This window comes from Aeromonas sp. ASNIH5 (genome assembly GCF_002902865.1).
Taxonomy (GTDB): Bacteria; Pseudomonadota; Gammaproteobacteria; order Enterobacterales; family Aeromonadaceae; genus Aeromonas; species Aeromonas caviae.
Map to the genome: position 1 here is coordinate 910,957 of NZ_CP026122.1, position 23,983 is coordinate 934,939.

19 protein-coding genes are annotated in these 23,983 nt (G+C 63.5%); 3 read left to right on the forward strand and 16 right to left on the reverse strand.

What is annotated here, in order from left to right:
* Positions 1 to 659 precede the first annotated feature (659 nt).
* From guaA to C2U30_RS04070, 4 genes are all read right to left on the reverse strand, one after another.
* A complete protein-coding gene (gene guaA, locus C2U30_RS04055) occupies positions 660 to 2,249 on the reverse strand; it encodes a glutamine-hydrolyzing GMP synthase (protein WP_042075534.1) in 1,590 nt (529 codons plus the stop codon).
* An 84-nt stretch (positions 2,250 to 2,333) separates the two neighbouring features.
* Complete coding sequence (gene guaB / locus C2U30_RS04060) at positions 2,334 to 3,797, reverse strand: IMP dehydrogenase (RefSeq protein ID WP_103243222.1); 1,464 nt, start codon at positions 3,795 to 3,797, stop codon at positions 2,334 to 2,336.
* Between the two features lie 265 nt (positions 3,798 to 4,062).
* The gene (locus C2U30_RS04065; RefSeq protein WP_010674548.1) at positions 4,063 to 4,698 is read right to left on the reverse strand and encodes a YitT family protein; all 636 of its coding nucleotides are present in this window, start codon (positions 4,696 to 4,698) and stop codon (positions 4,063 to 4,065) included.
* 794 nt (positions 4,699 to 5,492) lie between these two features.
* Complete coding sequence (locus C2U30_RS04070) at positions 5,493 to 8,672, reverse strand: alpha-amylase family glycosyl hydrolase (RefSeq protein ID WP_233721061.1); 3,180 nt, start codon at positions 8,670 to 8,672, stop codon at positions 5,493 to 5,495.
* A 403-nt stretch (positions 8,673 to 9,075) separates the two neighbouring features.
* Between C2U30_RS04070 and C2U30_RS04075 the strand changes: the two genes are divergently transcribed.
* Both C2U30_RS04075 and xseA read left to right on the forward strand, forming a co-directional pair.
* Positions 9,076 to 9,984: a DMT family transporter gene (locus C2U30_RS04075; protein WP_103243224.1), complete on the forward strand. Its 909-nt coding sequence runs from the start codon at positions 9,076 to 9,078 to the stop codon at positions 9,982 to 9,984.
* Between the two features lie 184 nt (positions 9,985 to 10,168).
* On the forward strand, positions 10,169 to 11,455 hold the full coding sequence (gene xseA, locus C2U30_RS04080; protein ID WP_233721113.1) for an exodeoxyribonuclease VII large subunit: 1,287 nt from the start codon (positions 10,169 to 10,171) through the stop codon (positions 11,453 to 11,455).
* 56 nt (positions 11,456 to 11,511) lie between these two features.
* Here the strand turns inward: xseA and hutW are convergent, their stop codons facing one another.
* The 12 genes from hutW to pspA all read right to left on the reverse strand — a co-directional run bounded on the left by hutW (position 11,512) and on the right by pspA (position 22,679).
* Positions 11,512 to 12,867, reverse strand: coding sequence for a heme anaerobic degradation radical SAM methyltransferase ChuW/HutW (gene hutW, locus C2U30_RS04085; RefSeq protein ID WP_103243226.1), 1,356 nt, complete (start codon positions 12,865 to 12,867; stop codon positions 11,512 to 11,514).
* 276 nt (positions 12,868 to 13,143) lie between these two features.
* Positions 13,144 to 13,632: an OmpA family protein gene (locus tag C2U30_RS04090; RefSeq protein WP_010674543.1), complete on the reverse strand. Its 489-nt coding sequence runs from the start codon at positions 13,630 to 13,632 to the stop codon at positions 13,144 to 13,146.
* Positions 13,633 to 13,665: 33 nt separating this feature from the next.
* Positions 13,666 to 14,907 (reverse strand): diguanylate cyclase domain-containing protein, encoded by a 1,242-nt coding sequence (locus C2U30_RS04095; protein ID WP_103243227.1) that lies wholly within the window; start codon positions 14,905 to 14,907, stop codon positions 13,666 to 13,668.
* Complete coding sequence (locus tag C2U30_RS04100; RefSeq protein WP_233721063.1) at positions 14,904 to 15,446, reverse strand: YfiR family protein; 543 nt, start codon at positions 15,444 to 15,446, stop codon at positions 14,904 to 14,906. The genes C2U30_RS04095 and C2U30_RS04100 overlap by 4 nt, the downstream gene beginning before the upstream one ends.
* 198 nt (positions 15,447 to 15,644) lie before the next feature.
* Entirely contained in the window at positions 15,645 to 17,192 is a 1,548-nt protein-coding gene (tyrR, locus tag C2U30_RS04105) for a transcriptional regulator TyrR (protein ID WP_010674540.1), read from the reverse strand.
* Positions 17,193 to 17,334: 142 nt separating this feature from the next.
* The gene (locus C2U30_RS04110) at positions 17,335 to 17,673 is read right to left on the reverse strand and encodes a 4a-hydroxytetrahydrobiopterin dehydratase (protein WP_010674539.1); all 339 of its coding nucleotides are present in this window, start codon (positions 17,671 to 17,673) and stop codon (positions 17,335 to 17,337) included.
* Between the two features lie 41 nt (positions 17,674 to 17,714).
* Entirely contained in the window at positions 17,715 to 18,509 is a 795-nt protein-coding gene (gene phhA / locus C2U30_RS04115; RefSeq protein ID WP_103243229.1) for a phenylalanine 4-monooxygenase, read from the reverse strand.
* Between the two features lie 166 nt (positions 18,510 to 18,675).
* A complete protein-coding gene (locus C2U30_RS04120) occupies positions 18,676 to 19,719 on the reverse strand; it encodes a YcjF family protein (protein ID WP_039039020.1) in 1,044 nt (347 codons plus the stop codon).
* A gap of 49 nt (positions 19,720 to 19,768) precedes the next feature.
* Positions 19,769 to 21,175, reverse strand: coding sequence for a YcjX family protein (locus tag C2U30_RS04125; RefSeq protein ID WP_045524752.1), 1,407 nt, complete (start codon positions 21,173 to 21,175; stop codon positions 19,769 to 19,771).
* 72 nt (positions 21,176 to 21,247) lie between these two features.
* Complete coding sequence (pspC, locus tag C2U30_RS04130; protein ID WP_039039018.1) at positions 21,248 to 21,652, reverse strand: envelope stress response membrane protein PspC; 405 nt, start codon at positions 21,650 to 21,652, stop codon at positions 21,248 to 21,250.
* A gap of 106 nt (positions 21,653 to 21,758) precedes the next feature.
* Positions 21,759 to 21,995, reverse strand: coding sequence for an envelope stress response membrane protein PspB (gene pspB / locus C2U30_RS04135; protein WP_005300084.1), 237 nt, complete (start codon positions 21,993 to 21,995; stop codon positions 21,759 to 21,761).
* A 3-nt stretch (positions 21,996 to 21,998) separates the two neighbouring features.
* The gene (gene pspA, locus C2U30_RS04140; RefSeq protein WP_103243230.1) at positions 21,999 to 22,679 is read right to left on the reverse strand and encodes a phage shock protein PspA; all 681 of its coding nucleotides are present in this window, start codon (positions 22,677 to 22,679) and stop codon (positions 21,999 to 22,001) included.
* 196 nt (positions 22,680 to 22,875) lie between these two features.
* On the opposite strand from pspA, the gene pspF reads away from it, so the two are divergent.
* A complete protein-coding gene (pspF, locus tag C2U30_RS04145) occupies positions 22,876 to 23,922 on the forward strand; it encodes a phage shock protein operon transcriptional activator (protein ID WP_103243231.1) in 1,047 nt (348 codons plus the stop codon).
* The last annotated feature ends 61 nt before the right edge of the window (positions 23,923 to 23,983 follow it).

The window sequence follows — 23,983 nt, forward strand, 5'->3', positions numbered from 1 at the left end:
TGATGCTTTGGTGTTGGAGTTCTGTGATGGCGCCTTGAAGTTCATTCATTTCAACTGAACTACACACGGTTTACAAGCTTATTGCGGCAGACAAAATAATGATATGTCCATCTTTCCATTAATCGAGCTAATCCTTGTCTATACAGATCTAGTTATCACCTGTCATTTCTCGGTAGGATGTTGAACAGCCAATTCGAGTACGGTGGTGCAGCGGAGCGTGGGCATCCTATGTCCTGTGGCTCCTTCGACCCGTTGATAAAACAAGATCATCCACACAGAAGACTGTTTGCTGGAAGAAAGCCCTCTTGATAGCGTCTTGGGCCAGCAAGAAGTCACTCGCCCACCAACTGCGTGACAGCAAGCACTCCTGGACTTGAAGCACCTTCCACAAGCCCCTGGTCGGACATTAACAAATTTGTGATGAAATACACCTAGGGTCCCACTAGCAACGCCATAGCAAGGCACCAATGCAACGCGTTCTTGCAAGTCCGAGACACTCCGCCGATCGACTCCGGAACTCACCACGACAACATTGGCAACAGGGCCCTCAACCCCTGCGCCAGGGGCAAAATTTTCTCGCAAACGATTGGAAAAAGAAAAGGCGCCTCAAGGGCGCCTTTTTGACAGTTTTGCGTGATCGCAGGGAGAGGGATTTACCCTTATTCCCACTCGATAGTCGCGGGCGGCTTGCCGGAGACGTCGTACACCACGCGGGAGATGCCGTTGATCTCGTTGATGATGCGGTTCGACACGTGGCCGAGGAAGTCGTACGGCAGGTGAGCCCAGTGGGCGGTCATGAAGTCGATGGTCTCGACGGCGCGAAGCGCAATGACCCAGTCGTACTTGCGGCCATCGCCCATGACGCCAACGGAACGCACCGGCAGGAAGACGGCGAACGCCTGGCTGACCTGGTTGTAGAGGTCGGCCTTGCGCAGCTCTTCGATAAAGATGGCGTCAGCCTTGCGCAGCAAGTCGCAGTACTCTTTCTTCACCTCGCCAAGCACCCGCACGCCCAGACCCGGACCCGGGAAGGGGTGACGGTAGAGCATGTCGTAGGGCAGGCCGAGTTCGAGGCCGACGCGGCGCACTTCGTCCTTGAACAGCTCGCGCAGCGGCTCCACCAGACCCATCTTCATCTCTTCCGGCAGGCCGCCGACGTTGTGGTGGGACTTGATGACGTGGGCCTTGCCGGTCTTGCTGGCAGCGGATTCGATGACGTCCGGGTAGATGGTGCCCTGGGCCAGCCACTTGGCGTTCTTGAGCTTCTTGGACTCGTCGTCGAACACTTCGACGAAGACGCGGCCTATGGTCTTGCGCTTGGCTTCCGGCTCGTCGATGCCCGCGAGAGCGGAGAGGAAGCGCTCTTCGGCGTCGACCTTGATGATGTTCAGTCCGAAGTGATCGCCGAACATGTCCATCACCTGCTGGCCTTCGTTCAGGCGCAGCAGACCGTTGTCGACGAAGACGCAGGTGAGGCGGTCGCCGATGGCGCGGTGCACCAGCATGGCGACCACGGAGGAGTCCACGCCGCCGGAGAGGCCCAGGATCACCTCGTCGTCACCCACCTGCTCGCGGATGCGGGCAACGGCGTCGTCGATGATGGTGGCCGGGGTCCAGAGGCACTCGCAGCCGCAGATGTCCTTGACGAAGTGCTCCAGCATGCGCGCGCCCTGACGGGTGTGGGTCACTTCCGGGTGGAACTGCACGCCGTAGAAGCGCTTGGCTTCGTCGGCCATGGCGGCGTGGGGGCAGGTCGCGGTCTGGGCGATGGTGGTGAAACCGGCGGGGATCTCGGTGACCTTGTCGCCGTGGCTCATCCAGACATCCAGCAGGGCATTGCCGTTGTCGGCAATGGCGTCTTCGATGTTGCGCAAGAGAGCGCTGGTCTTGCCGGAGTGGCCCAGCACTTCGACCTGGGCATAGCCGAATTCACGCAGGTTGGAGGACTGCACCTTGCCGCCGAGCTGCTCGGACATGGTCTGCATGCCGTAGCAGATGCCGAACACCGGCACACCGGCGTTGAACACGTACTCGGGGGCGCGCGGGCTGCCCGCCTCGGTCACGGATTCCGGGCCGCCGGAGAGGATGATGCCGCTCGGGTTGAACTCGCGGATCTGCGCTTCGGTTACGTCCCAGGCCCACAGCTCGCAGTAGACGCCGATTTCACGGACGCGACGGGCGATGAGCTGGGTGTACTGGGAACCGAAATCCAGGATAAGGATGCGGTGGGCGTGAATGTCTTTAGTCATTTTATTCCTGCATCAGGCTGATGTTGTCACAAAAAGCACGGGATAAAAAAAGGGTGGAAAAACGGGGCGCAGGGCCCCGTTTTATCAGCCCATCCGGTAGTTGGGGGCTTCTTTGGTAATGGTCACGTCGTGAACGTGGGACTCTTTCATCCCGGCGCCCGAGATGCGCACGAACTCGGCCTTGGTGCGCATGTCGTCGATGGTGGCGCTGCCGGTCAGGCCCATGGAGGAGCGCAGGCCGCCCATCTGCTGGTGGATGATCTCCTTGAGGCGGCCCTTGTACGGCACGCGCCCTTCGATCCCTTCCGGCACCAGCTTGTCGGCGGCGTTGTCGGTCTGGAAGTAGCGGTCGCTTGAGCCCTTGGACATGGCGCCCAGGGACCCCATGCCACGGTAGGACTTGAAGGAGCGGCCCTGGTAGAGCTCGATCTCGCCCGGCGCCTCTTCGGTACCGGCGAACATGGAACCCACCATGACGCAGCTCGCACCGGCGGCGATGGCCTTGGCCACGTCACCGGAGAAGCGGATGCCGCCATCGGCAATCACCGGCACGCCAGTGCCTTCCAGGGCGTCCACGGCGTCGGAGATGGCGGTGATCTGGGGCACGCCCACGCCGGTCACGATACGGGTAGTACAGATGGAGCCCGGGCCGATACCGACCTTGACGGCGTTGACGCCCGCTTCCACCAGCGCCTTGGCACCGGCGCCGGTGGCCACGTTGCCGCCGATGATCTGCAGGTCAGGATAGGCTTCACGGGTCGCCTTGATACGATCCAGCACGCCCTGGGAGTGGCCGTGGGAGGAGTCAATCAGCAGCACGTCCACACCGGCTTCCACCAGGGCGGCGACGCGCTCTTCGTTGCCGGCACCGGCACCGACGGCGGCACCGACCCGCAGGCGGCCACGCTCGTCTTTACAGGCGTTGGGCTTGCGCTCGGCTTTCTGGAAGTCCTTCACGGTGATCATGCCCTTGAGCTTGAAGTCGCCGTTGACCACCAGCACCTTCTCGATGCGGTGCTTCTGCATCAGGGCCACCACCTCTTCACGAGGGGCCCCTTCACGCACGGTCACCAGACGATCCTTCTGGGTCATGATCTGTTCGACGGTCTGGGAGAGATCGATGACGAAACGCACGTCACGGCCGGTGATGATGCCCACCAGCTGGTTGCCGTCAGTCACCACGGGGTAACCGGCGAAACCGTTCTTGTGGCTCAGCTCCTTGATCTGGGCGATGGTCATGTCAGGGCGCACGGTAACGGGGTCGCTGACCACGCCGCTCTCGTACTTCTTGACCTTGCGCACTTCGGCAGCCTGCTGCTCGATGGACATGTTCTTGTGAATGAAGCCGATACCGCCTTCCTGGGCCAGTGCGATAGCCAGACGGGCTTCGGTCACTGTGTCCATGGCAGCGGAGATCATCGGGATATTCAGCGTGATCGCAGACGTGAGCTTGGTACGCAGGTCGGCGGTATTGGGGAGAACAGTGGAGTGGGCTGGAACCAACAGTACATCGTCGAAGGTCAGCGCTTCTTTGGCAATCCTGAGCATGGCAATATCTCACCGTTGAGGAGTGGGGGTGTAAAATATTGCCGACAAATTTTACTCATGCATTGGGCAGTGGTAAAGAAGTTTTTTGAATTTTTTATGGCGTAGCCCGATTTAACGCCACCAACAGGGCAAAAAACCAATAAATTCAGCCGTAACCATGCCGTTTTTCCCGACAAGATGATCTTTTTTGCCATTGAGCCCCTTTCTGCCGCCAGTCTCCCGGAACGACCTTTTTTCCCCTCGCGGCCATCAGCCAGACCGGCGGTCAGTTCCCCTGATAGCGGCCCGGCTTGTGCCAGTTCATCAGCATGGCGTTCATGGCCAGCGCACTCAGGGTTGACCAGAGCAGCAGGGGAAGCGGCAGGGTGAGCAGAGAGAGCGCAAACACCAGCACATCCAGCACCATCTGGCTCTTTCCCGCATTGATACCGGTGCGCCGTTGCAACCAGAGCGTCACCACGCCGGTGCCCCCCACGGAGGCATTGTGGCGCGCCAAAGACAAGACCCCCATGCCGAGGAAGGTTCCCCCCACCAGGGCGGCAAACAGGGGATGGACATAGCTCACCGTCAGCAGCAGCGGCACCGCCTGGGTGGCCGCCGAGAGGGCGACGTTGACGATCAGCGTCTTGAGGGTGAAGGCGCGCCCCATGGTGACGTAGCAGAACACCATGAAGGGCAGGTTCACCAGGAAGAAGAGCACGCCGATGGGCAGGGTGCTGACATGGGCGATCAGCAGGGCGATGCCCGCGATGCCACCGGTGATCATGCCGGAACACTTGAGCAGATTGAGCCCCACGGCGATAAACATGACCCCGAGCACCATGCCGTAGACATCGTCCTTGAGGGTATGGGCCAGCCCCCTGCCCGCAGCCGCTGGCTGCATGGTCATTTCACCTTCCATATGACTCCTTAGATCCGATGTGATGGTGGCATCCGTTGCCCGACAACCAGGCCGCATTGGGGCTGATGGCGGCGACCCGATCACCTTGCCGTCCCCACCCCCCAATCTTGCGCTCCCCCGCCCCCTGATGTCGCCATCATGGGGATGACAAGGCACAGCAAAAAGAGCGCCAATCAAAACAAGAGTCCGTGATACCATAAATAATCGGATTTAAATTCCGATAAATGCGCAGTGTGCAGATCGAATGCACCACTTCAGTGATCGGCCATCACAGTGGCGCAGCATGTTTACCCGAGTCACCGAAAAAGGCCTCGTGCTATCCCCTTCACAGCCCGGTTTTTCGGCAGATCATGTCGATAGGATGCCGCTTTTCAGCATGGATGATGCTTGTCATGGGGGAAATCCGGGGGCCAAACGGTGTGTTTCTTCGGGGCGGGCTCCAGGGGCGGATGTGGATGGAGCGCACCAATCAAGTGCAATTGCACCAATATAGATCAACCGAGTGGCACAGTTTGCCTTGCACCGCGGCGCAAAGGCGACATGGGCACCGCTTTGCTCACTGCCATGAGCACTGCCATATGCAGAGCATGGAGTGACTCGGGCGGCGGATGCACCACTTCCCTTCCCTCTAGCCCCCTGCCCATGAGCGTGCTGGTCGCGAGTCCACAGGTCTGCCCATCCACCAGCCCCTCCGCAGCCAGAGTCCCATCAGGATGGGGCATCCATTCAGGCAGAAGGCAGAATAAAAAAGTCGGCCCGAAGGCCGACTCGCTGCACCCTGTGACAGGGCTTCCTTACTTGAGGTATTTGCCGTCTGCGCCCACCTTGCCTGGGCCGTTCAGTACCCAGACCCGCGCCGAATAGGCGGGCACCGCAAAGCTCAGGCTGCCGTTGCTGACGCTCTGGCTCGCACCGGTTACCGCGTCCGTGTAGGTGCCGTTCTTCAGGCCACTCAGGTTTATCTGCTGGGCCGAGTTGGCCGCAAGGCCCACGGCAGCGTAGCTCCCTTGGGCGCTCAGATCACGCACGAAGCTGATGCCGCTCCCCCACTCGTTCACCTGGCTCATGGGCGCCTTTTGCAGGGCGGGCACCGCCTTGCGGATCTGGTTCAGGCGCTTGATGTGCTGATAGAGCGGGTGGCTCGGGGTGGCGGGGTTGTCCAGCACCTCCCCGTAGTAGGCACGACCGGTCTGATCCACCGTCATGGTGGCCCCGTCGATGTCCTGGGGCTTGCCCGCCTGGAACATCACCTCCTCCCCGTAGTAGAGGGTCGGGATCCCCCGCGCCGTCCAGAGCAGGTTGTAGGTCATGGCCGCATTCCCCTCTTCCCCGCCGTAGCGGTACTTGAAGTCGTTGTCCGGCCCCACGTCGTGGTTCTGGAAGAAGGTGATGAGCTTGGTGGCATCCCCATAGACCCAGTCCATGGCGAAAATCCCCCCTACCCCACCAAAGTTCCCCCGGGTGACGTTGTCACGGAAGGTGGAGAAGAGGGAGAAGTCCAGCACTGAGAGGCCGGAATCGCCCCCTGCACGGGGATCGGCCGGGTTCGGCGTGGTGCGGGTGTACCACCAGGGGCGGATAACCGCCGAGGCATTGTCGTTGGCGAGCTCAGAGCCCCAGCCGGTGCCCTTGACCAGGTTTTCGCCAAAGACGAACAGCCCCGGCTTGTGAGCCTGCCAGTCGTGGACATAGGTCAGCAGTTCGTCCCGCTCGATGTGCTTCAAGGTATCGATACGGATGGCATCGACCCCCATGTCGAGGTACTGACGAATGGCGCCGTTGAGGTAGTCCTTGACGTTCTGGTTGCCGGTGGCGAGATCGATGCAGTCCCCCGCCATGTGCTTGCGCTGCAGGGCAAGCGGGCTCTCCCAGTCACCGCCGGACATGAAACCGTCCAGGTGATACCAGGCGGGATCCAGGGTCTGGGCGTCGATGCCGAAGAAGCGGTTGGGGTTGTAGCCTGCGCTCGGCACGGTGGCGCCGGTCTTGGGGTCTACCAGGGGCTGGGTGCCCGCCGGATCGGACTGGCAGCGGGCCTTGTACCAGTCGGGAGCCGCCGGGTTGTCGTCGTCACAGCGATTGGCGCTGGCGTAATCCCCAAGATTGCCCTGATAGGGGCCATTGTTGATGAGTCCCTGGCTCGACCCCGCCGGTACGTAGTATTTGACGGGCAGGCGATCGATCCAGGTCTTGCCGCGCAGGCCGTACTGGCTCGAGTGGTTGAGCACCACATCCTGGATCACCTTGAGCCCCTTGGCGTGGGCCGCCTGGATGAACTCCCGGTAACCCGCCCCCGGCGACTCCAGACGGGGATCGACCCGGTAGAAGTCGTAGGCATGGTAGCCGTGGTAGTCGAGGCCGGAGCGGTTCTCCACCGGCGGCGTCACCCAGATGGCGGTGAAGCCGAGATCCTTGATGTAGTCGAGCTTGGCGATCAAACCCTTGAAGTCGCCACGCCACTGGGGATCCCCCGCCTTGTAGCGATCCCGGTTGTAGTAGTTGTTGCTGGCATCGCCATCATAGAAGCGGGCAGTCAGCAGGAAGTAGATGCTCTCGGCGCGAAAATCGCCGCTCGCCACCCCCTGCTCGCCGATACGGTACTCGAAGCGCTGCTCGCGCTGATTGCCGCTGGCGTCGATGGCAAGGGTGCGGATCACCAGATCGGTGCCGCTCCCCTTGTCGCTCGCCACCAGGGGCTGGCCTGCATAGCGGGCCGATGCCGTGGTGGGCTGGCTGCCGTCCGTCGTGAAATGCACGGCGGGGGCACTGTCCTGATCGTCACTCACTCCCAGGGTGATGGACTGGCTGTCCACATAACTCCCCGGGGACGGGGTGGCCGTCACCGTGGGGGCCTGCAGATCGGCCCCGGCCAGCGTCTCCACCTCGATGGCCTTGCGCAGGCTGTCAAAACAGATGCGATAGCTGGTGTTGGCGCTGACCAGGTAATCCTGGGCCGGATACGCCTCGGTCCAGTCCCCCTTGTGGTCAATCTTGAAGCGGGGGTTGTTGCTGCCAAAGGCCTGCTCGGTGCAGAAGGTGGTGCCATCCTCGCTGGTCATGGGGGTGAGCCCCCAGTTGTTGGCCGTGCCCCGGAAGTACCAGCTGTCGCTGCTCTGTCCTGCCCCGACCACCACGCTCACGCTGCTGCTGCCCTTGGCGCCCTGATCGTCGGTGACCGTAAGGCCATAGGTGAAGGTGCCGGTCTGGGTGGTGTTGACGACGATGCTCTCCGTGGTCTCGCCGCTGCTCCACAGATAGCTCGCGATCTGGCCGTCGGGATCCGTGGAGTCGCTGCCGCTCAAGGTGAGCGACGCCCCCTGGGTCACGTTCACCGTCCCCCCCGGGGTGATGACCGCGAGCGGCGGCTGGTTGTCATCCCCAAGGGGGGTGATGCTGTAGGCCAGGGTCTGATCGTTGACCTGGATGCGCACCGTGCCCACGGCGCTCCAGAAAATGTCGCCACCACTTTTCTCCAGCACGCCGTCGCCGTTGCTGTCGCCAAAGTTGACGGCCCAGTCGCCAGCCTGATCAAACTTGAGGCGCTGGCTCGCCTTGCCATCCAGGTAGGCTTCCACCTGCCACAGGTGATCCGCCACCAGGGTCATGGGGAGGCTGGCCCAGCCGTTGAAGGTGCCGCGCACGTTGAGCTGCGGCAAGGTGCTGGCAAACCCCGAGGCCTCGCAACTGGCCACCGCCGTCGCGCTCACCGCCTGGGTGCTGGCATTGATGCGGATCTGGTACGCCGTGTTGGCATTGACCCCGTAGTCGGCCGCCGGGTAGCTCTGCTGCCAGTTGCCGTACCTGTCTATCTTGAAGCGCGGGCCGCCGCTGGCATCCCCGCTCACGAAGCGCTGACAGGTATCAAAATTGACGCCGTCCGTCGACGTCATGGCGGTCGCCGCCCATCCATTCGCGGTGCCCCGGAAGAACCACTCCGCCGCCGTGCTCGGCGCCGTGATCAGGGTTCCCAACAATCCGGCCGCGAGTATCTATCTAGCCATTGATAGTCCTTTATTTTCATTGTTTGTGTGTGATGCCGGTGTGTCCCGGCATTCCCCCATCCGCAACGTCCCGCCTTCAGATGAGCCCGACCAGTCTAGAGTCCCCCATGGCCAATTCATGGCCAATACGCGCAAAATGTGACCACTGTCGACCTCGTCATGGGCTGTATGTGATTGATAGCGCTTTCATTTCCTGGCGCAGAAGTGAGGGGCACCCCCATCGGGGAGAGCAAGATGGCCGCCCTCCGCGATCACCTCGGGCACAGGGTCAGCCCCTGCCTCCTGCACGGCGCCGTTGCCATCGGGGACACTTGCCCCCATGATGCAATCCCCCTTGCCATCTCGGGCAACAGGGCGGTTCATTCAGGGAGAAACGATGAGACCATCGGATTACGGGAGATTGCTCGCGCTGGCAGCCATCTGGGGTGCCAGCTTCTTGTTCATGCGCATCGCGGCGCCGGCGTTCGGCTCGGTCAACACCACCTTCCTGCGGGTCTTCTTCGCCCTCGTCGGGCTCGCCGCCATGCTCCTGCTGCTGCGCACCCCCATGCAGTTTCAGGGCAAGCTCAAATCCATCATGGTGCTTGGCATCATCAACTCCGGCGTCCCCTTCCTGATGTATGCCGTGGCGGCCCTCTGGCTGCCCGCAGGGTATTCCGCCATCCTCAACGCCACCACGCCCCTGATGGGCGCCCTCATCGGCTTCTCCTTCTTTCACGAGGCGCTGACCTTGCGCAAGTGGGCCGGGGTGATGCTGGGGCTGGTGGGCATCGGTCTCATCACCACCACCGGGGAGGTCGACCTGAGCGGCCAACTGGCCATCGGGGTGCTGGCCTGCCTCATCGCCACCGCCTGCTATGGCTGCGCCGGCTTCCTGACGAGACGCTGGGTCACCGAGCGGGGAGGCCTGGACGCCAAACTGGTGGCCTTTGGCAGCCAGATAGGGGCCGTCCTCTTCCTGCTTCCCTTCTTCGGCTACACCCTGGCGACCGGCCCCGCCGTCGACTGGGCCCAGCCTGGGGTCTGGGCCAGCGTGCTGGCGGTCGGCTTCCTCTGCACCGCCTTCGCCTATCTGCTCTATTTCAGGCTGATCGCCGACATCGGCCCCCTGCGAAGCCTCACTGTCACCTTCCTCATTCCGCCCTTCGGCATCCTGTGGGGCTATCTGGTGCTGGGGGAAACCCTCACCGGCGGCTTCGTGTTCGGCGGCGCCGTGGTCTGCCTCGCGGTCTGGCTGGTGACCAGCCCCGCCAAAGCCATCAAGTCGGCCAAGGCACAAGCCTAGGCTCCGCGTCATCTGCCGGGCCCATGGCTCGGCAGATGGGCGCAACTGGGGTAAGATGACCCCCATCGTTTCTCCCGCCCCGGCGGACACCACAGCAGGGCCAGCCTTGAATCACCTCGAACCCGCCAGTCAGAGCAGACAACAGCAGATCTTCACCGTCACCCGCCTCAACAGCGCCGTGCGCATGATCCTGGAGCAGGATCTGGGGCTGGTGTGGCTCACCGGCGAGCTCTCCAACCTGGCGATGCCAAGTTCCGGCCACTGGTACTTCTCCCTCAAGGACATGTCGGCCCAGGTGCGCTGCGCCATGTTCAAGGGCAACAACCGCCGGGTGCCGTTCCGTCCCCAGGATGGCATGCAGGTGCTGGTGCAGGCGCGAGTCTCCCTCTATGAACCCCGGGGCGACTACCAGCTCATCATCGAGTCCATGCAGCCCGCCGGGGATGGCATGCTGGCCCTGCGCTTCGAGGAGCTCAAGCGCCGCCTCGGGGCCGAAGGGCTCTTTGACGAAGGGCGCAAGCGCCCCTTGCCCCGGGAACCCCGCGCCGTCGGGCTGGTCACCTCCGCCACCGGCGCCGCCCTGCACGACATGCTGACGGTGCTTGAACGCCGCGCCCCGGACTTGCCCGTCTTCATCTACCCGACCCAGGTGCAGGGGAGCGCCGCCACCGCCCAGATCGTCTCGGCCATCATGCTTGCCAACCGCCGAGCCGAGGTGGATGTGCTCATCGTCGGACGCGGCGGCGGTTCCCTTGAAGATCTCTGGTGCTTCAACGAAGAGGCGGTGGCACGGGCCATCGCAGGCTCCGCCATCCCCGTGGTGAGCGCCGTAGGGCACGAGGTGGACGTCACCATCAGCGACTTTGCCGCCGACCTTCGTGCCCCCACCCCCTCTGCCGCCGCCGAGCTGGTGGCGCCGGACAGGAGCACCCGCGCCCAGCGCCTCATGCACCTGCGCCAGCGGCTCACCCAGGCCATGAGCCGTCACCAGGTCGCCGCCCGCCATGGCTTCGTCCTGCTGCAGAAGCGGCTCGATCATCAGGATCCCAAGCGACGGCTGGAGCAGCAGTCCCAGCGCCTCGACGAGCTCGACCGCCGCTTGCAGCAGCACCTGCGTGATCGCCTGCACCAGGGGGAGCGGCGCCTGGCGGGCCTCGCCATGCGCCTGCAGGCCAGAAGCCCCGAAAAGCGGCTGGCCATCGGCAAACGTCGTCACCAGCTTGCCGAGGGGCGCCTCCATGCCCTCATCGCAAAACGCCAGGATCTCGCCCGCCACCGCCTCGCCATGCTGGGAGCCCGCCTCGACGGCATCAGCCCGCTGGCCACCCTAGGGCGCGGTTACGCCATCGTGCGCACCCCCTCCGGGGAGGTGATCCGCCGCGCATCCCAGGTCAATGCAGGCCAGACCCTGATCACCACCCTCGCAGAGGGAGCGCTGCGGGTACGGGTGGACGAGGTCGACAACCGCTGACAAAAAGCGGGGGCCTGCACCAGGCCCCCGCCTCCTTTCTGTGCTCCGATAGCCCGTTATACCAGGGCATGACCGGCCATCTTGCCCGGGTGGCCGGATGGTTTCTCGCCCCCCTTGGTCCCCCCCGGTGGATTGCACCTCAGATACTCGAACAACCCGGCCTGCAGATTGACGTTCCAGAAACGCCCCGCCAGGGTGAGGGCGAGACGCTCGGCCGAGAGCCGTGCCAGCCCGTGTCGCTGCCAGGCCTCAAAGAGCGGCATCAGGTGGGAGACCAGCCCCTGTGGCAATTGCGACAACGCCAGCCATCCGGTATCGAGCCCCCCTCGCAGCAGCCCGTCGAGACGGGCATCGGGATTGGGCCTCATCACCATGCCGGGAGCACGCACGCCCTTCGCCTGCGCCTCATGCCAGGGCGCCAGATCCCGGCCATACATGAGGCCGTGGCCGTGAATGTTGCCCCCCGCCCCTGCGCCGAAGGGCAGGATCTCGGCGCCCCACTTGGCCATCTGGTTGTAGCGGCTCTGCTCGGCATCGGTGCGCCGCCAGTGGCTGCAGGAGAGCCGCTCCCAGCCCCCCGCCTCCAGCGTCCGAGCCCCGTCGGCATACATGACTGCCCGCTGCTGGCCATCGGCGGCCCAGCCCAGGGTGCCTTTCTCGTCGGCGCGCGCCAGGTTGGTGCCCGCCATGGAGATGAGTTGATAGAGATCCACCCCGTGCACCCCGCTCGCCATCACATCCGCGATATCCTGGCGCCACACGGCCTCATCCTGCCCCGGCAGACCGAAGATGAGATCCGCCACGATCACCGCCTCGTTGTGGCGGGTCAGCGCCGCCAGCCGGGACAGCAAGGTCTCCCTGTCATCGAAGCGGGCCGCCTGCTGGCGCACGCGGGTATCAAAACTCTGCACGCCGAACGAGAAGCGATTGAAGCCACCCGCCAGAGCCGTCTGCCACTTCTCGTCATCAAAGCCGTTGAGCCGCCCCTCCAGGGTCAGCTCCGCATCCACGGTCAGGGGAAAACGGCGGATGGCGCTGGCCAGGCGGGCGAGATCGCCCGCCGCCATGTCGGTTGGCGTGCCGCCCCCCACATAGACCGCCGAGAAAGGCCGGCTCTGGACGAGCGGCGTCTCGGCTGCCTGGTGCAGCGACCCGCAGAGTGCCTCCATGTAGCGGCTCATGCGCGCCGGATTGGCGCCGTTTTCGAAGAAGTTGCAAAAACTGCAGCGCTTGCGGCAAAACGGGATATGGATATAGAGCGCTCGGGCCTTGGCCTCGCTCTCCTGCTGCCACCAGGCTTGCCAGCCGGCATCGTCCAGCATCAGGGGGGCGGCCCCTCCCCGGCTGGCATGGGCCGACGTCTTGGCGGTGAAGGCGAATTTGAGGGGATCCGGGGTGCAAAGCCCCGTCATGGTCGAAGAAAGCTGGAGAGTCGTCACTGGGGTTACCCTGCGTAAATAACGCAAATGATAACGAATATCAGTTGCGGGTATTTGTGCTGGATCAAGTCGGGAAGGATTGAGCCGTCACTCTGTCCCCATCAGGGCAGCAGCGCGTCAGGCAAGAAAGGCGTGAAACAACAAGGTAAGAGAGCCACTCTCCCACTGGAGAGTGGTGGCACACACAGGATCAGGCGGTTGATTCAAGGCTCCCGACGGGAGCGCCGCGCCGATACCGGCTGGCGGGGGTCAGCCATTGCCGATGATGATGGCAACCCGGCGATTTTCCGCTCGTCCGGCAGCGGTCGCGTTGTCGGCGATGGGCGCCTCTTCTCCGCGGCCGCGGATATCCAGGTTCCCCTGGGGCATGCCCACCGACACCAGGACATCGGCCACCGACCGTGCCCGCTTGAGGGAGAGTTGCTGGTTGTAGGCCTCATCACCGTTGGAGTCGGTATGACCGTCCACCCGGGCCCGGTTCAGTCCTACCTCAATCAGGGCCTTGCCGAGTTTCTCCACCACCTGGCGGGTCTCGGGGTTGAGGGCCCCCACATTGTTGGCGAACAGCACCTTGTTGGAGATATCCAGGGTCCATCCCTCGTCGGTCAGGTGAAATCCCTGCTCCTTCAAGGCGGCGATCTGCTCCGCCGTGAGCCCCTGGGGAGGGCTCTGGCACGCCGCCAGCACACTCAGCAACAGTGCCACCAGGCCCGCTTTGATCGGGTTCAACATGCGCATTCTTATCATCCTTTCACTATTTCCGGTTCAACTTCACGTGCTCGTTTTTCGTGTTTCTCTCTCCTCCCTGCGTTGTCGTTTGGCTTGATACATGGCGTCGTCTGCCCATTGCAGCAGGGCATCCGCCGTCTTCCCCTGCTCGGGATAGCGGGCAGAGCCGATGCTGATCCCCACCCCGAGATGGCGACCGTCACTCAATACCACGGGGGTGTTCATGGCCTGCTGCACTCGCCCTATCACCTCGCGCACCTCGTCCTCCCCATGGATCGGGGTCAGGAGGATGACGAACTCATCTCCCCCCAGCCGGCAGACCAGATCCAGGGGCCTGAGCTGATGCTGCACCCGCCGCGCCACGGCGATCAGCACTTCGTCGCCGATGCCGTGGCCCAGGTTGTCATTGATCTGCTTGAAACGATCGCAATCCAGATAGAGCAGGGCAAAACCTTCATGCCCCTTGTTGCCTGCCAGGATGGCCTGCTCCATGCGAGCCTCGAACAGAGCGCGGTTGGGCAGACCGGTCAGGGGATCATGGGTTGCCTGATGCAGCAGGCTGGCGTTCTCCCGCTTCTGGTGAGCCTGCCAGGCTTCCAGCTCATCGAGCAGCGAATTGAAATCCTCACCCAGCTCGTGCAGCTCGGCGATATTGGCCGCCGGCACCCGCTCCTTGAGGGCCCGCTGGCGGCTGACGTTGTAAGCCACCTCGGTCAGGGCCTTGAGGGGTGCCGTGATGGAGCGCTGCATCCGGCGCGCCACATGGAGTGCCCCGAGAATACTGATGAGCAGGCACACCAGGGTAGCCAGCAAGGTCTGCAACAGGAATCGCAACAGGTACTGGCCGTGACCGACCAGATGCACCCTGGCTATCTCCTTGTGCTCGCGCACCATGGGGAGCGCCACGGGCCCCGGCAGGATCAGGCGGGCCAGGTGCTGCTCCAGGGTGGTCCAGGGGGTAGTGATGTCCCGGCGCCAGCTCGCCAGCACCTGGCCGTCCGGCAGCACTATGCTGGCGCTGGCTATGTCTTCCCGGGAGGTGATGGTCTCCAGGGCATCCAGTGCCGCCTCCTTGTCATGGAAGACCACGGCCGCCTCAGTGGTGTAGCTGATGGCCCGCGCCACCAGCTTGAGGTTGTGATCCGCATAAAGGCGCAGCGCCAGCAGCGCCGTGACGGTCAGAAACAGCCCGGCCATGCAGACGGCAGTCAGGGAGATCATCATGTGGGTGCGCCCCAGACTCTGTCGCAGGGTAAGCCGGGGAGTGGCGTGATGGACCGTCATCGCAGCTCCTCATCGGCTCGCGCGAGCTTGAGCACGGCCGGGTGCACTCGCACACCGCTGCGGGCCAGCGCATCCAGATTGACCCGAAAACGCACCCTCTCCTCCCCGGCCTGCAGACAGAAGACCGCATCGGCGATGCATTCGCGGCTCTGCTCACTGATGCTGAGGATGGCGTGACCGCGCAGGCGCTCGAACAGGGAGAGGCGCTGTGCCGGTGCCAGCACCCCCAGATAGATGACATCGCAGCGCTGGATCAGCGCCTCATCGTCCATGTCGTAGCGATGGACCTCCACCGGTCGGCCATTGGCCTGCCGTTCGATGGTCAGAAGGGAAGACGCATATTCCGTCGGCGCCGTGATGCAGAGCCGAAGTCTGGCGGGCTCGCTGGGCCAGCGGGTGTAACTGAGGATATCGAGCACGGTCTGGCGCACCATGTCACTGCGCGCCTCGGCGGAGGTCGCCGCCATGGGCTGGTTTGCCAGCATCAGCATGCAGCACAGTGGCGCCAGCCACATCAGTAACCGGAGGTAACAAAACATCTGCATGGTGCCCGCGAGAGTGTCAAGGTCGGCGCCGGGGTCACCCGACGCCCATGATGAGAGTGCCTGCATGGCACAGCACCGAGCTTACCAGCCGGGTGGCCAGCCCCCAGAGGCAAGTGGCACGGTTGCGTCACCGGGTGTCGCAGCCGTGCCTGCAAAGCGCTCAATGCCCCAGGCAGACACCGTCCATCGACACTACTTCTTGCCAATCCCATATTCGCGCAGCTTGTTGGCGATGGCGGTATGGGAGACACCGAGCCGCTTGGCCAGTTGGCGGGTGGAGGGGAACGCCGGGTAGAGCCGCTCCAGCAGGCGGCTCTCGAAACGCTTCACCGCCTCGTCGAGCCCCCCTTCGAACCACTCGTCGATGAGCGGCATGGCATCGGCTGCCACCGGCAAGTCCACGTGCTCGGGTCCAATCTCGTCCCCTTCCAGCAGGGTCATGGCCCGATAGAGGCAGTTGCGCAGCTGGCGCACGTTGCCGGGCCAGCGGTAGGCGGTGAGGTACTCGGCCATGTTGCGGGTAAAGCGCGGACGCGGGCGCTGCAGTTCGCTCGCAAAGCGCGACACGAACTGCTGGGCCAGGGCCATGATGTCCGCCTTGCGCTCGCGCAGCGGCGGCAGATTGAGGCTAAGCACATTGAGGCGGTAGTAGAGATCTTCGCGAAACTTCCCTTCATGGACCAGATCCAGCAACTGCTTCTGGGTGGTGCAGATGAAGCGCACGTTGACCCTCACCTCCTGCTCGTCACCGACCCGGCGAAACACGCCATCTTGCAGCACCCGCAGGAACTTGGTCTGCAGATGGGGGGACATGTCGCCGATCTCGTCCAGCATCAGGGTGCCACCGCTGGCCAGCTCCAGCACCCCGCGCTTGCCCTCGGTGTTGTTGCCAAAGGCGCCGGGGGCATAGCCGAACAGCTCGCTCTCGGCCACGTTGTCCGGCATGGCCGCACAGTTGAGCGCCATGAAGGGGTGGCTGGAGCGCAGGCTGGCGCCGTGGCAGGCCCGGGCCAGCAACTCCTTGCCGGTGCCGGTCTCTCCCACGATGAGCAAGGGGGCGTCCTGCATCGCGAGCTTGGCTGCCTGGGCCAGCACCTCTTTCATCTTCTGGCTCTCGGCCTGGAGGTGCTCAAAGCCCCCCACTTCCACCGCGTGCAGGGCACTGAAGTGCATGCCGACCCGGCGGGCGGATTTGAGCACCACCACGGCGCCGGCCAGAGCCTGCTTGCCCTTCTCTTCGGCCACGAACAGCGGCATCAGATCGCCCAGGTACTCTTCGCCACCGAGGCTCAGCTTGCAGGTCTGGGGCTTGATCTCCCCCGACTCCAGCCAACGGCCAAACGAGAAGCCCTTGACCAGGGAGGCGATCGCCACGCCGCGCACCTCGTCCGGTGGCAACGCCAGGGTGGTGAGGGCGGCCTGGTTGGCCTGAGTCACCCGCCCCTTGCTGTCGAGGGAGAAAACCAGGTCCGGCAGCGCCTTGAGCAGGGCCTCTATCTCGTGGTGCTCCCGCTCGGAGGGCATGTAGGGGATGGTCTTGACGTCATAGACGCCGGGAATGCGGCGAATTTCCGGCATCAGATGCTGAAAGTCACGGAACTCCAGCTCGGGGAAATTGAGATAGATGATGCCTGAGGTATCGATTTCGATGCCGCGCAGATCGATGTTGTGCTCCACCAGTCGGTCGAGCAATTCCCGGGTCAGGCCCAGACGGTCTTCACAGCTGACTTCAAGACGCATTCGGCACACACTTCCTAGCTAACATTCTGAATAACGGGATAATACAGACTCGATCCCGCCAGTGCGAGCGCTCCCCCACAAAAATGCGGGCCTGCCCCGCTTTCACCGGGCAGGCCCTGTCTGCGTTGGCGCCAGACGGCGGTTACTTCATCAGACCGTCGGTGCGGGCTGCCATGATGAAATCGTTGCGATGCAAGCCGCCTATCTTGTGGGTCCACCAGCTCACGGTCACCTTGCCCCATTCGAGCAAGATCGCCGGATGATGGAACTCCGCCTCCGCCAGTTCTCCGAGGCGGTTGGTGAACGCCAGCCCCTCCTTGAAGTTGCGAAACACAAATTCACGCCGCAGTTGCAGCTCGCCGTTGACCACCAGGGGCTGCCAGTCGGGGATGAGGTGCATCAGCTCCCCCAGCTCCTGATCGCTCACCCTGGGGGCATCGGCGCGGCACGCCTCGCATCGTTGACTCGCCAGTTCAGTCATTCGGGACTCCTTTCATGAAACATCGTGGGAATGAATACGGGTCAGCTCGCCTGCTTGCCAGCAACGGGGGCAAAGCGGGGTGGACGCAGGCCAAGACGACGGGCCTCGGCCACGGCCGCCATGATCCCCTGCCCCTCCAGACCATAGAGGGTATCGAGACGAGGCAGCACGAAATAGGTCGGCTGCATGATGTCGATGCGATAGGGGGTACGCAGGATCTCCAGCAGATCGAAGGGTTGCAGCTCGGGCTTGCCCGAGAGGGCATAAGCGGTCTCGCCGATGGAGGAGAGAATGCCGCCGCCGTAGATGCGCAGCCCCTCCTCCCCCTGCAGGAGACCGAACTCCACCGTGAACCAGTAGAGCCTCGCCAGATAGACCCGCTCCTCCTTGCTCGCATGGAGTCCGAGCCGACCATACAGGTGGGTGAAGTGGGCAAAGGCCAGGTTGGTCAGCATGGCGCAGTGGCCGAAGATCTCGTGGAAGATGTCGGGCTCTTGCAGGTAGTCGAGCTCGTCCCGGCGGCGAATGAAGGTGGCGACGGGAAAACGGCGATCAGCGAGCAGCGCGAAGAAGTGATCAAAGGAGATGAGGGCTGGCACCGCCGCCACCGACCAGCCGGTGGCGGGCATCAGGGCGGCATTGATCTCGCCCAGCTGGGGGATGCGGTCCAGAGGCAGGTCGAGGCGTGCCAACCCGGCCTGGTATTCGTCGCAGGCCTTGCCATCGAGCGCCGCAAGCTGGCGTGCAATCAGGATCCGCCAGGTGCCGTGCTCCTCGTCCGTGTAGTGGATCCTGCCCTGCCCATCCGGTTGGCGGGCCGTGTAGAGACTTGCCATGAGTGCTCCCATCCTTCGGGTGCCAGCCGCCATCCGGGCGGTCACTGGCCGTTGAGTCATGGGATCACTGTAACGGTTTGCCCCTCAAAAAAGCAGCCGACCCCGGGGTCGGCTGCTTTTGACAATTGTAAATAATTTGTGACATTCATGTCGGGTGCCAGCCACCTCACGACTTGTTGAGATAACCCGCCAACTGGCCGATCAGCCGCTTGCGCAGCTCGCCCAGTTTCGGCTTCTCGTCGGCACACCAGGGGAGCGGACGACAGGCTTCCATGGTACGCATCCCGAGGCGCGCGGTGAGCAACCCGGCCCCGACCCCTTGGGCGGCGCGGGCGGAGAGCTTGGCGGTCAGCTCGGCGCCCAGCAGATCCATCCCTACCTCGGTCACCAGCTCGGTGGCCCCCGCATAGAGCATGTTGCGAAACACCTGACGAATGAGGCGGATGCGGCTCCAGTAGCCGAGCTCGATGGCATAGACATCGGCGATATCCTCGATCATCCGCAGGTTGCGCCAGAGCATCAGCATCATGTCGACGGTGGCGAGCGGACTCAGGGCCACCAGCACGGCGGCCTCCCCCGACCATTTGGCGACGCGGGCCTGGGCCAGCTTGTCCCGCTCGGTGAGCACCAGCTGGCTGTAGAGGGTCAGCACTTCCCGATCGCTGTGGCTCTCGTCAAGCTGGGATAACCAGGTGCGATACCCTTCCCGCCCCTTGTCACCGCTCTTCTCGGCCAGGGCCTCGCAGAAGGCCTGCCCCTGACCGACCCCTTGATGGGCCAGCAGATCCTCGGCTCTTGAGCGCACATCCTGGCGTCGCTTCAAGGTGCGCAGCCGCAGCCATTCGCGCCCCGCCACCCCGGCGGTGCCCACCGCCACCAGGCCGGAGGCGAGCAGCCAAGCCCCGCCCCAGAAGGGGGAGGCGGCAAACTGATCCACCAGAAAAGCGCCAAACTGGCCAAGGGACAGCAGCCCCACCCCGCCCAGCCCCCAGGCCAGCAGACGATGACGGCGCCGAGGCCTGACGTTAAGCGCGGGTTCCACCTCGGTGAGCTCGTCCAGCGCGTCCAGAGGCTCGAAGCTCTCTTCTTCCAGCCGCCGGGCCGGGGCGGGTGGCTGCGCTTCGCTTGCCATTGAGGGCGCGGGCTCCAGCGTCACCTTGCCTTGCAGGGGAGCGGCGTCATCGGTGCGCCATCTTGTCTGATCGTTCATCGCATTCTCTCCTGTGGGCGCCCCTCGAGCACAGCGGGCCACCCACCCGTTATTCGAGGTGATCCCCGAGCAGGAATTCCAGCGCCGCATCGAGCCGGATATGGGGGAGCGCCTGATGAGCGCTCATGGGCAACGGGCGAAAGGCCTGAAAATCAAACCCTTGAGTTTTCCACCACTGCGCAGGCGGGATCTGGGCAGGCACCTCCCCCGGGAAGAGCAGCAAGGGCTCGCCCGAGAGGGTAGTGCCACGAATGGCGGGAAATTCCCGTCCGTCTGCCACCCCCTTGCCCACCTCGGTGGCCTTGATGGCGGCGAGCGCCAGGCATTCGGTCTCTATCCCCTCGAAGCGGGCCTGACCCCGGCCACGGCTCACCAGGTGCTGCAGGAGCGACACCAGAGGTCCGTGCTGCTCCGGCGTGACGTGATCGGCCTTGCTCGCCACAAACAGCAGCTTGTCGATGCGCGGGGCGAACAGACGGCGCCACCAGTTGCTCTTGCCGTAGGCGAAGCTTTCCATGATGCGGGCGATGGCCTGCTGCATGTCACCAAAGCTCGCGGCACCGGCATTGAGGGGCGCCAGGCAGTCCACCAGCACGATCTGGCGATCAAAGCCTGCAAAGTGCTGCTCATAGAAGCCCTGTACCAGATGCTGCTTGTACTGCTCGAAGCGCTGCTTGAAGGTGGCGTAGAGAGTGCCGTCTTCGGGAGTGTGCGTGGGCATCTCCCACACCCAGGGCACGAATTGCAACAGCGGCGCACCGGCATACTCGCCGGGCAACACGAAACGCCCGGGCTGGATGAGGTGAAGCCCGAGCGCCTGCTTGCAGGCGTGCAGATATTCGGTGTAGCGGGCGGCCAGTTCGCTGGCGGCACGCTCCTCGAAGGCTTGATCCGCCTGCCAGAGCGGCGTCAGCCAGCCTGCCGCCAGGGCTTGCAGCTCGGGGCGGCACAGTTGCTCCCGCACCTGCTCGCTCCACTGCTCGTAGTTCAGATCCAGCAGCGGCAAATCCAGCAGCCACTCCCCGGGATAATCCACCAGATCCACATAGAGGGTGGAGATCTCCCCCAGGTGCCGACGCAGCGGATGGCGGGTGCGATAACGGATCTCGAGGCGTACCTCGGCCACCCCCCGGGTCGGCGCGGGCCAGGCGGGCGGATCGCCAAACAGGGCATCGAGGCCCCGTTCATAGGGAAAGGTGGGAATGTGGGCGTTTTGCTGGGGCACCCGGCGAGCACCGAGGATGCGTCCCTGGCGCTGGGCGTCCCAGAGCGGCAGACGACCATCGATGGCCGCGTGCTCCAGTTGATTGACCAGCGCCGTGATAAACGCGGTCTTGCCACTGCGAGAGAGGCCGGTGACCGCCAGCCGGATGTGGCGATCCCGGGCCCGGTTCACCGCGTCAACGGCCTTGTGCTGGAGCACCGACCAGGAGTGTTCGAGTTTGTTGCGTATCAAGGCGGGTCTTCTTCTCCTTGTGATCACATCAGAGAGACGGCCGCGAGGCAGTATCCTCGCGGCCCGGCACGATTAGAGCTTGCTGAACTCCCGTTGCAGGGTGAACTCCTTGGAGGTCACCAGCTTCTCGATGCGCTGCACCCTGGGCTCCAGTGCATCCAGCTCCTGGCCGATGCGGGCAAGGGCCTGATGAGGTGTGACGCCTGCCTGCCAGCTGCGCGCCTTCATCCGCACCTCGGCGAACTCGACATCTTCCTGGGAGTAGAGGGTGACCGGCTTCTTGTCGAGCAAGAACCAAGCGGCAATATAGGCGGTGAAGGTGATGAAACCGGCGAAGATGAGACCACTGATGGCCAGCAGCCGCACGATCCAGGTCTCCACCCCGAAGTACTCTGCCAGACCGGCACAGACCCCGGCAATCTTGCCCCGCTGGGGATCCCGGTACAGGTTGCGCCCTTCACGACTGACACTGTTCATACCTTGTTCCTCCAACCGGGGACTTCCGCATCCAGAATCGACGCCAATACGGTTCCGGTCCGCTCCGGCTTTTTGCCACGGTCATGACACCTCTCATTGAAAACCGTCATACCTTGTTTCTCCAACCAGGAACCTCGGCATCCAGAATCGACTCCAGGGCGCCGACCCGTTCCTGCATCTTCTCGGCACGCACCAGCAAACCCTGCAGCTGTTCACGCTCACCATCGGCAAGACCGGCGCCAATGCGTCCCTTGGCACGGTAGTGCAGCACCAGCCAGATGGGGGCCACCACCACCATGAAGACCACCATGGGAACCATCAATACACCCAGCAGATCTTCCATCTGTTACTCTCCCTGTTTCGGTGCCGGATTGTGCTGGCCCAGCTTCTGGCGCATGGCTTCCAGCTCGCGGCTGATCTGGTCGTCCGCTTCCAGCTCGGCAAACTGCTGGGCGAGCGCCTTGTCGGACTGCCCCAGATCGGCGCGGGCTTCCATCTCGTCGATGCGGCGTTCCATGCGCTCGAACTTGCTCACCACGGCCTGGCTGTCGCCACGGGCCACCTGGCTTTGCACATTGAGACGGCTGCTGGCGGCTTCGCTGCGAATGGCCATCGCCTTCTGGCGGGCACGGGCGTCTTCCAGCTTGGCTTCCAGCTGGCGGATCTCCTCCCCCAGCTTCTCGATGCCGCTGTCCACCGCCTGCTGTTCCCGAGACAGGGCGTCGGCAAGCTCCGCCTGCTTGCTCTTCTCGATGAGGGCGGCCCGGGCCAGATCTTCGCGCCCTTTGGTCAGGGCCAGCTCGGCCTTGCCCTGCCACTCGGCGACCCGCTCCTGATGGCGGCTCACCTGACGGCCGATCTCTTTTTGATTCGCGAGGAAGCGGGCCAGATTGGAGCGCTCCTTCACCAGTTCATCTTCCATCTCCTGGATGATCAGACGCACCATTTTCTGGGGATCTTCCGCCTTGTCGAGCAGGGACGTCAGATTGGAATTGATGATGTCGGCCAGGCGAGAAAAAATGCTCATGATTGTACTCCTGTGATAGGCATCGGGTTGTGTCTCCATTGACAATGGCAACTTGTGTGCCAATCTGGAACAATATTTAACTTGTTGATTTATATGGGCACTCAGAATGCAGTTCAAGTCCCGGGGAAACAAGTGATGATTAAAATAACCAACTTTTGGTAAGATTAACCAGATTTTTCAACTCACAGGGGCAGGGATGACCACGGCCACGGAAAGTCTGTTGGGTGAATCCAACGCATTTCTAGAAATCATCGAGCAGGCATCGCGCCTCGCGCCGCTGCGCAAGCCCGTGCTCATCATCGGCGAGCGGGGGACCGGCAAGGAGCTCATCGCCCACCGCCTACATTATCTCTCGGATCGCTGGGATCAAAGCTTTGTCACCATCAACTGCGCCACCTTGAGCGAGAACCTGCTGGAGACCGAGCTGTTCGGCCACGAGGCGGGCTCCTTCACTGGCGCCGCCAAGCGTCATCAGGGGCGCTTCGAGCGGGCCGACGGCGGCACCCTGTTCCTCGACGAGCTGGCCACCACCAGCGCCCGGGTGCAGGAAAAACTGCTGCGGGTCATCGAGTACGGGGAGTTCGAGCGGGTGGGCGGTGCCAAGCCTCTCAAGGTGGATGTGCGGCTGGTGTGCGCCACCAACGAGGATCTGCCTGCACTGGCACAGAAAGGACAGTTTCGTCACGACCTGCTGGACCGGCTCGCCTTCGATGTCATCACCCTGCCCCCCCTTCGGGAGCGGCGCGAGGACATCCTGATGCTGGCGGAGCACTTCGCCCACGGCATGACCCGGGAGCTGGGGTATCCGCTCTTTGCCGGCTTCTCGCGCAAGGCGACCCAGCTGCTGCAAGATTACCCCTGGCCGGGCAACGTGCGGGAGCTCAAGAACGTGGTGGAGCGCAGTCTCTATCGCCAGGGCAACCCCCAGTTGCCGCTGGCGGATCTGGTGCTCAATCCCTTTGACTCCCCCTGGCGCCCCCGTGCCCGAGGTGACGCCGCCCCTTCCACGGACGCGCCGACCTCGGCAGAGACGGCCCCGACCCCGACCCTGCCGCTGGATCTCAAAGGAGCGGTGGCGGAGTACGAGATTAATTTACTCAAGCAAGCGATGCAGCAATCCCAGTATAATCAGCGCAAAGCAGCCCAGTTGCTGGCCCTGAGCTATCACCAGTTCCGGGGGATGCTGCGCAAATATCAATTGCTGGACGGGGATGACAACAGTGGCAACCAGGAGGCGGGCTGATGCCTGGCACCGGGTCTGTGCGCGCGGATAACGCGGCGCACGTCACCCCTGACGGGAGCGC

What these genes read in the sequence shown, in the direction of transcription:
- C2U30_RS04075 (WP_103243224.1), top strand. Translation starts at nt 9,076, where the DNA reads ATGAGACCATCGGATTACGGGAGATTGCTCGCGCTGGCAGCCATCTGG.
- pspB (WP_005300084.1), bottom strand. Translation starts at nt 21,995, where the DNA reads ATGGAAGATCTGCTGGGTGTATTGATGGTTCCCATGGTGGTCTTCATG.
- C2U30_RS04100 (WP_233721063.1), bottom strand. Translation starts at nt 15,446, where the DNA reads ATGTTTTGTTACCTCCGGTTACTGATGTGGCTGGCGCCACTGTGCTGC.
- C2U30_RS04065 (WP_010674548.1), bottom strand. Translation starts at nt 4,698, where the DNA reads ATGGAAGGTGAAATGACCATGCAGCCAGCGGCTGCGGGCAGGGGGCTG.
- C2U30_RS04120 (WP_039039020.1), bottom strand. Translation starts at nt 19,719, where the DNA reads ATGAACGATCAGACAAGATGGCGCACCGATGACGCCGCTCCCCTGCAA.
- tyrR (WP_010674540.1), bottom strand. Translation starts at nt 17,192, where the DNA reads ATGCGTCTTGAAGTCAGCTGTGAAGACCGTCTGGGCCTGACCCGGGAA.
- guaB (WP_103243222.1), bottom strand. Translation starts at nt 3,797, where the DNA reads ATGCTCAGGATTGCCAAAGAAGCGCTGACCTTCGACGATGTACTGTTG.
- phhA (WP_103243229.1), bottom strand. Translation starts at nt 18,509, where the DNA reads ATGGCAAGTCTCTACACGGCCCGCCAACCGGATGGGCAGGGCAGGATC.
- C2U30_RS04090 (WP_010674543.1), bottom strand. Translation starts at nt 13,632, where the DNA reads ATGCGCATGTTGAACCCGATCAAAGCGGGCCTGGTGGCACTGTTGCTG.
- xseA (WP_233721113.1), top strand. Translation starts at nt 10,169, where the DNA reads ATGATCCTGGAGCAGGATCTGGGGCTGGTGTGGCTCACCGGCGAGCTC.
- pspF (WP_103243231.1), top strand. Translation starts at nt 22,876, where the DNA reads ATGACCACGGCCACGGAAAGTCTGTTGGGTGAATCCAACGCATTTCTA.
- guaA (WP_042075534.1), bottom strand. Translation starts at nt 2,249, where the DNA reads ATGACTAAAGACATTCACGCCCACCGCATCCTTATCCTGGATTTCGGT.
- hutW (WP_103243226.1), bottom strand. Translation starts at nt 12,867, where the DNA reads ATGACGGGGCTTTGCACCCCGGATCCCCTCAAATTCGCCTTCACCGCC.
- pspA (WP_103243230.1), bottom strand. Translation starts at nt 22,679, where the DNA reads ATGAGCATTTTTTCTCGCCTGGCCGACATCATCAATTCCAATCTGACG.
- C2U30_RS04095 (WP_103243227.1), bottom strand. Translation starts at nt 14,907, where the DNA reads ATGACGGTCCATCACGCCACTCCCCGGCTTACCCTGCGACAGAGTCTG.
- C2U30_RS04110 (WP_010674539.1), bottom strand. Translation starts at nt 17,673, where the DNA reads ATGACTGAACTGGCGAGTCAACGATGCGAGGCGTGCCGCGCCGATGCC.
- pspC (WP_039039018.1), bottom strand. Translation starts at nt 21,652, where the DNA reads ATGAACAGTGTCAGTCGTGAAGGGCGCAACCTGTACCGGGATCCCCAG.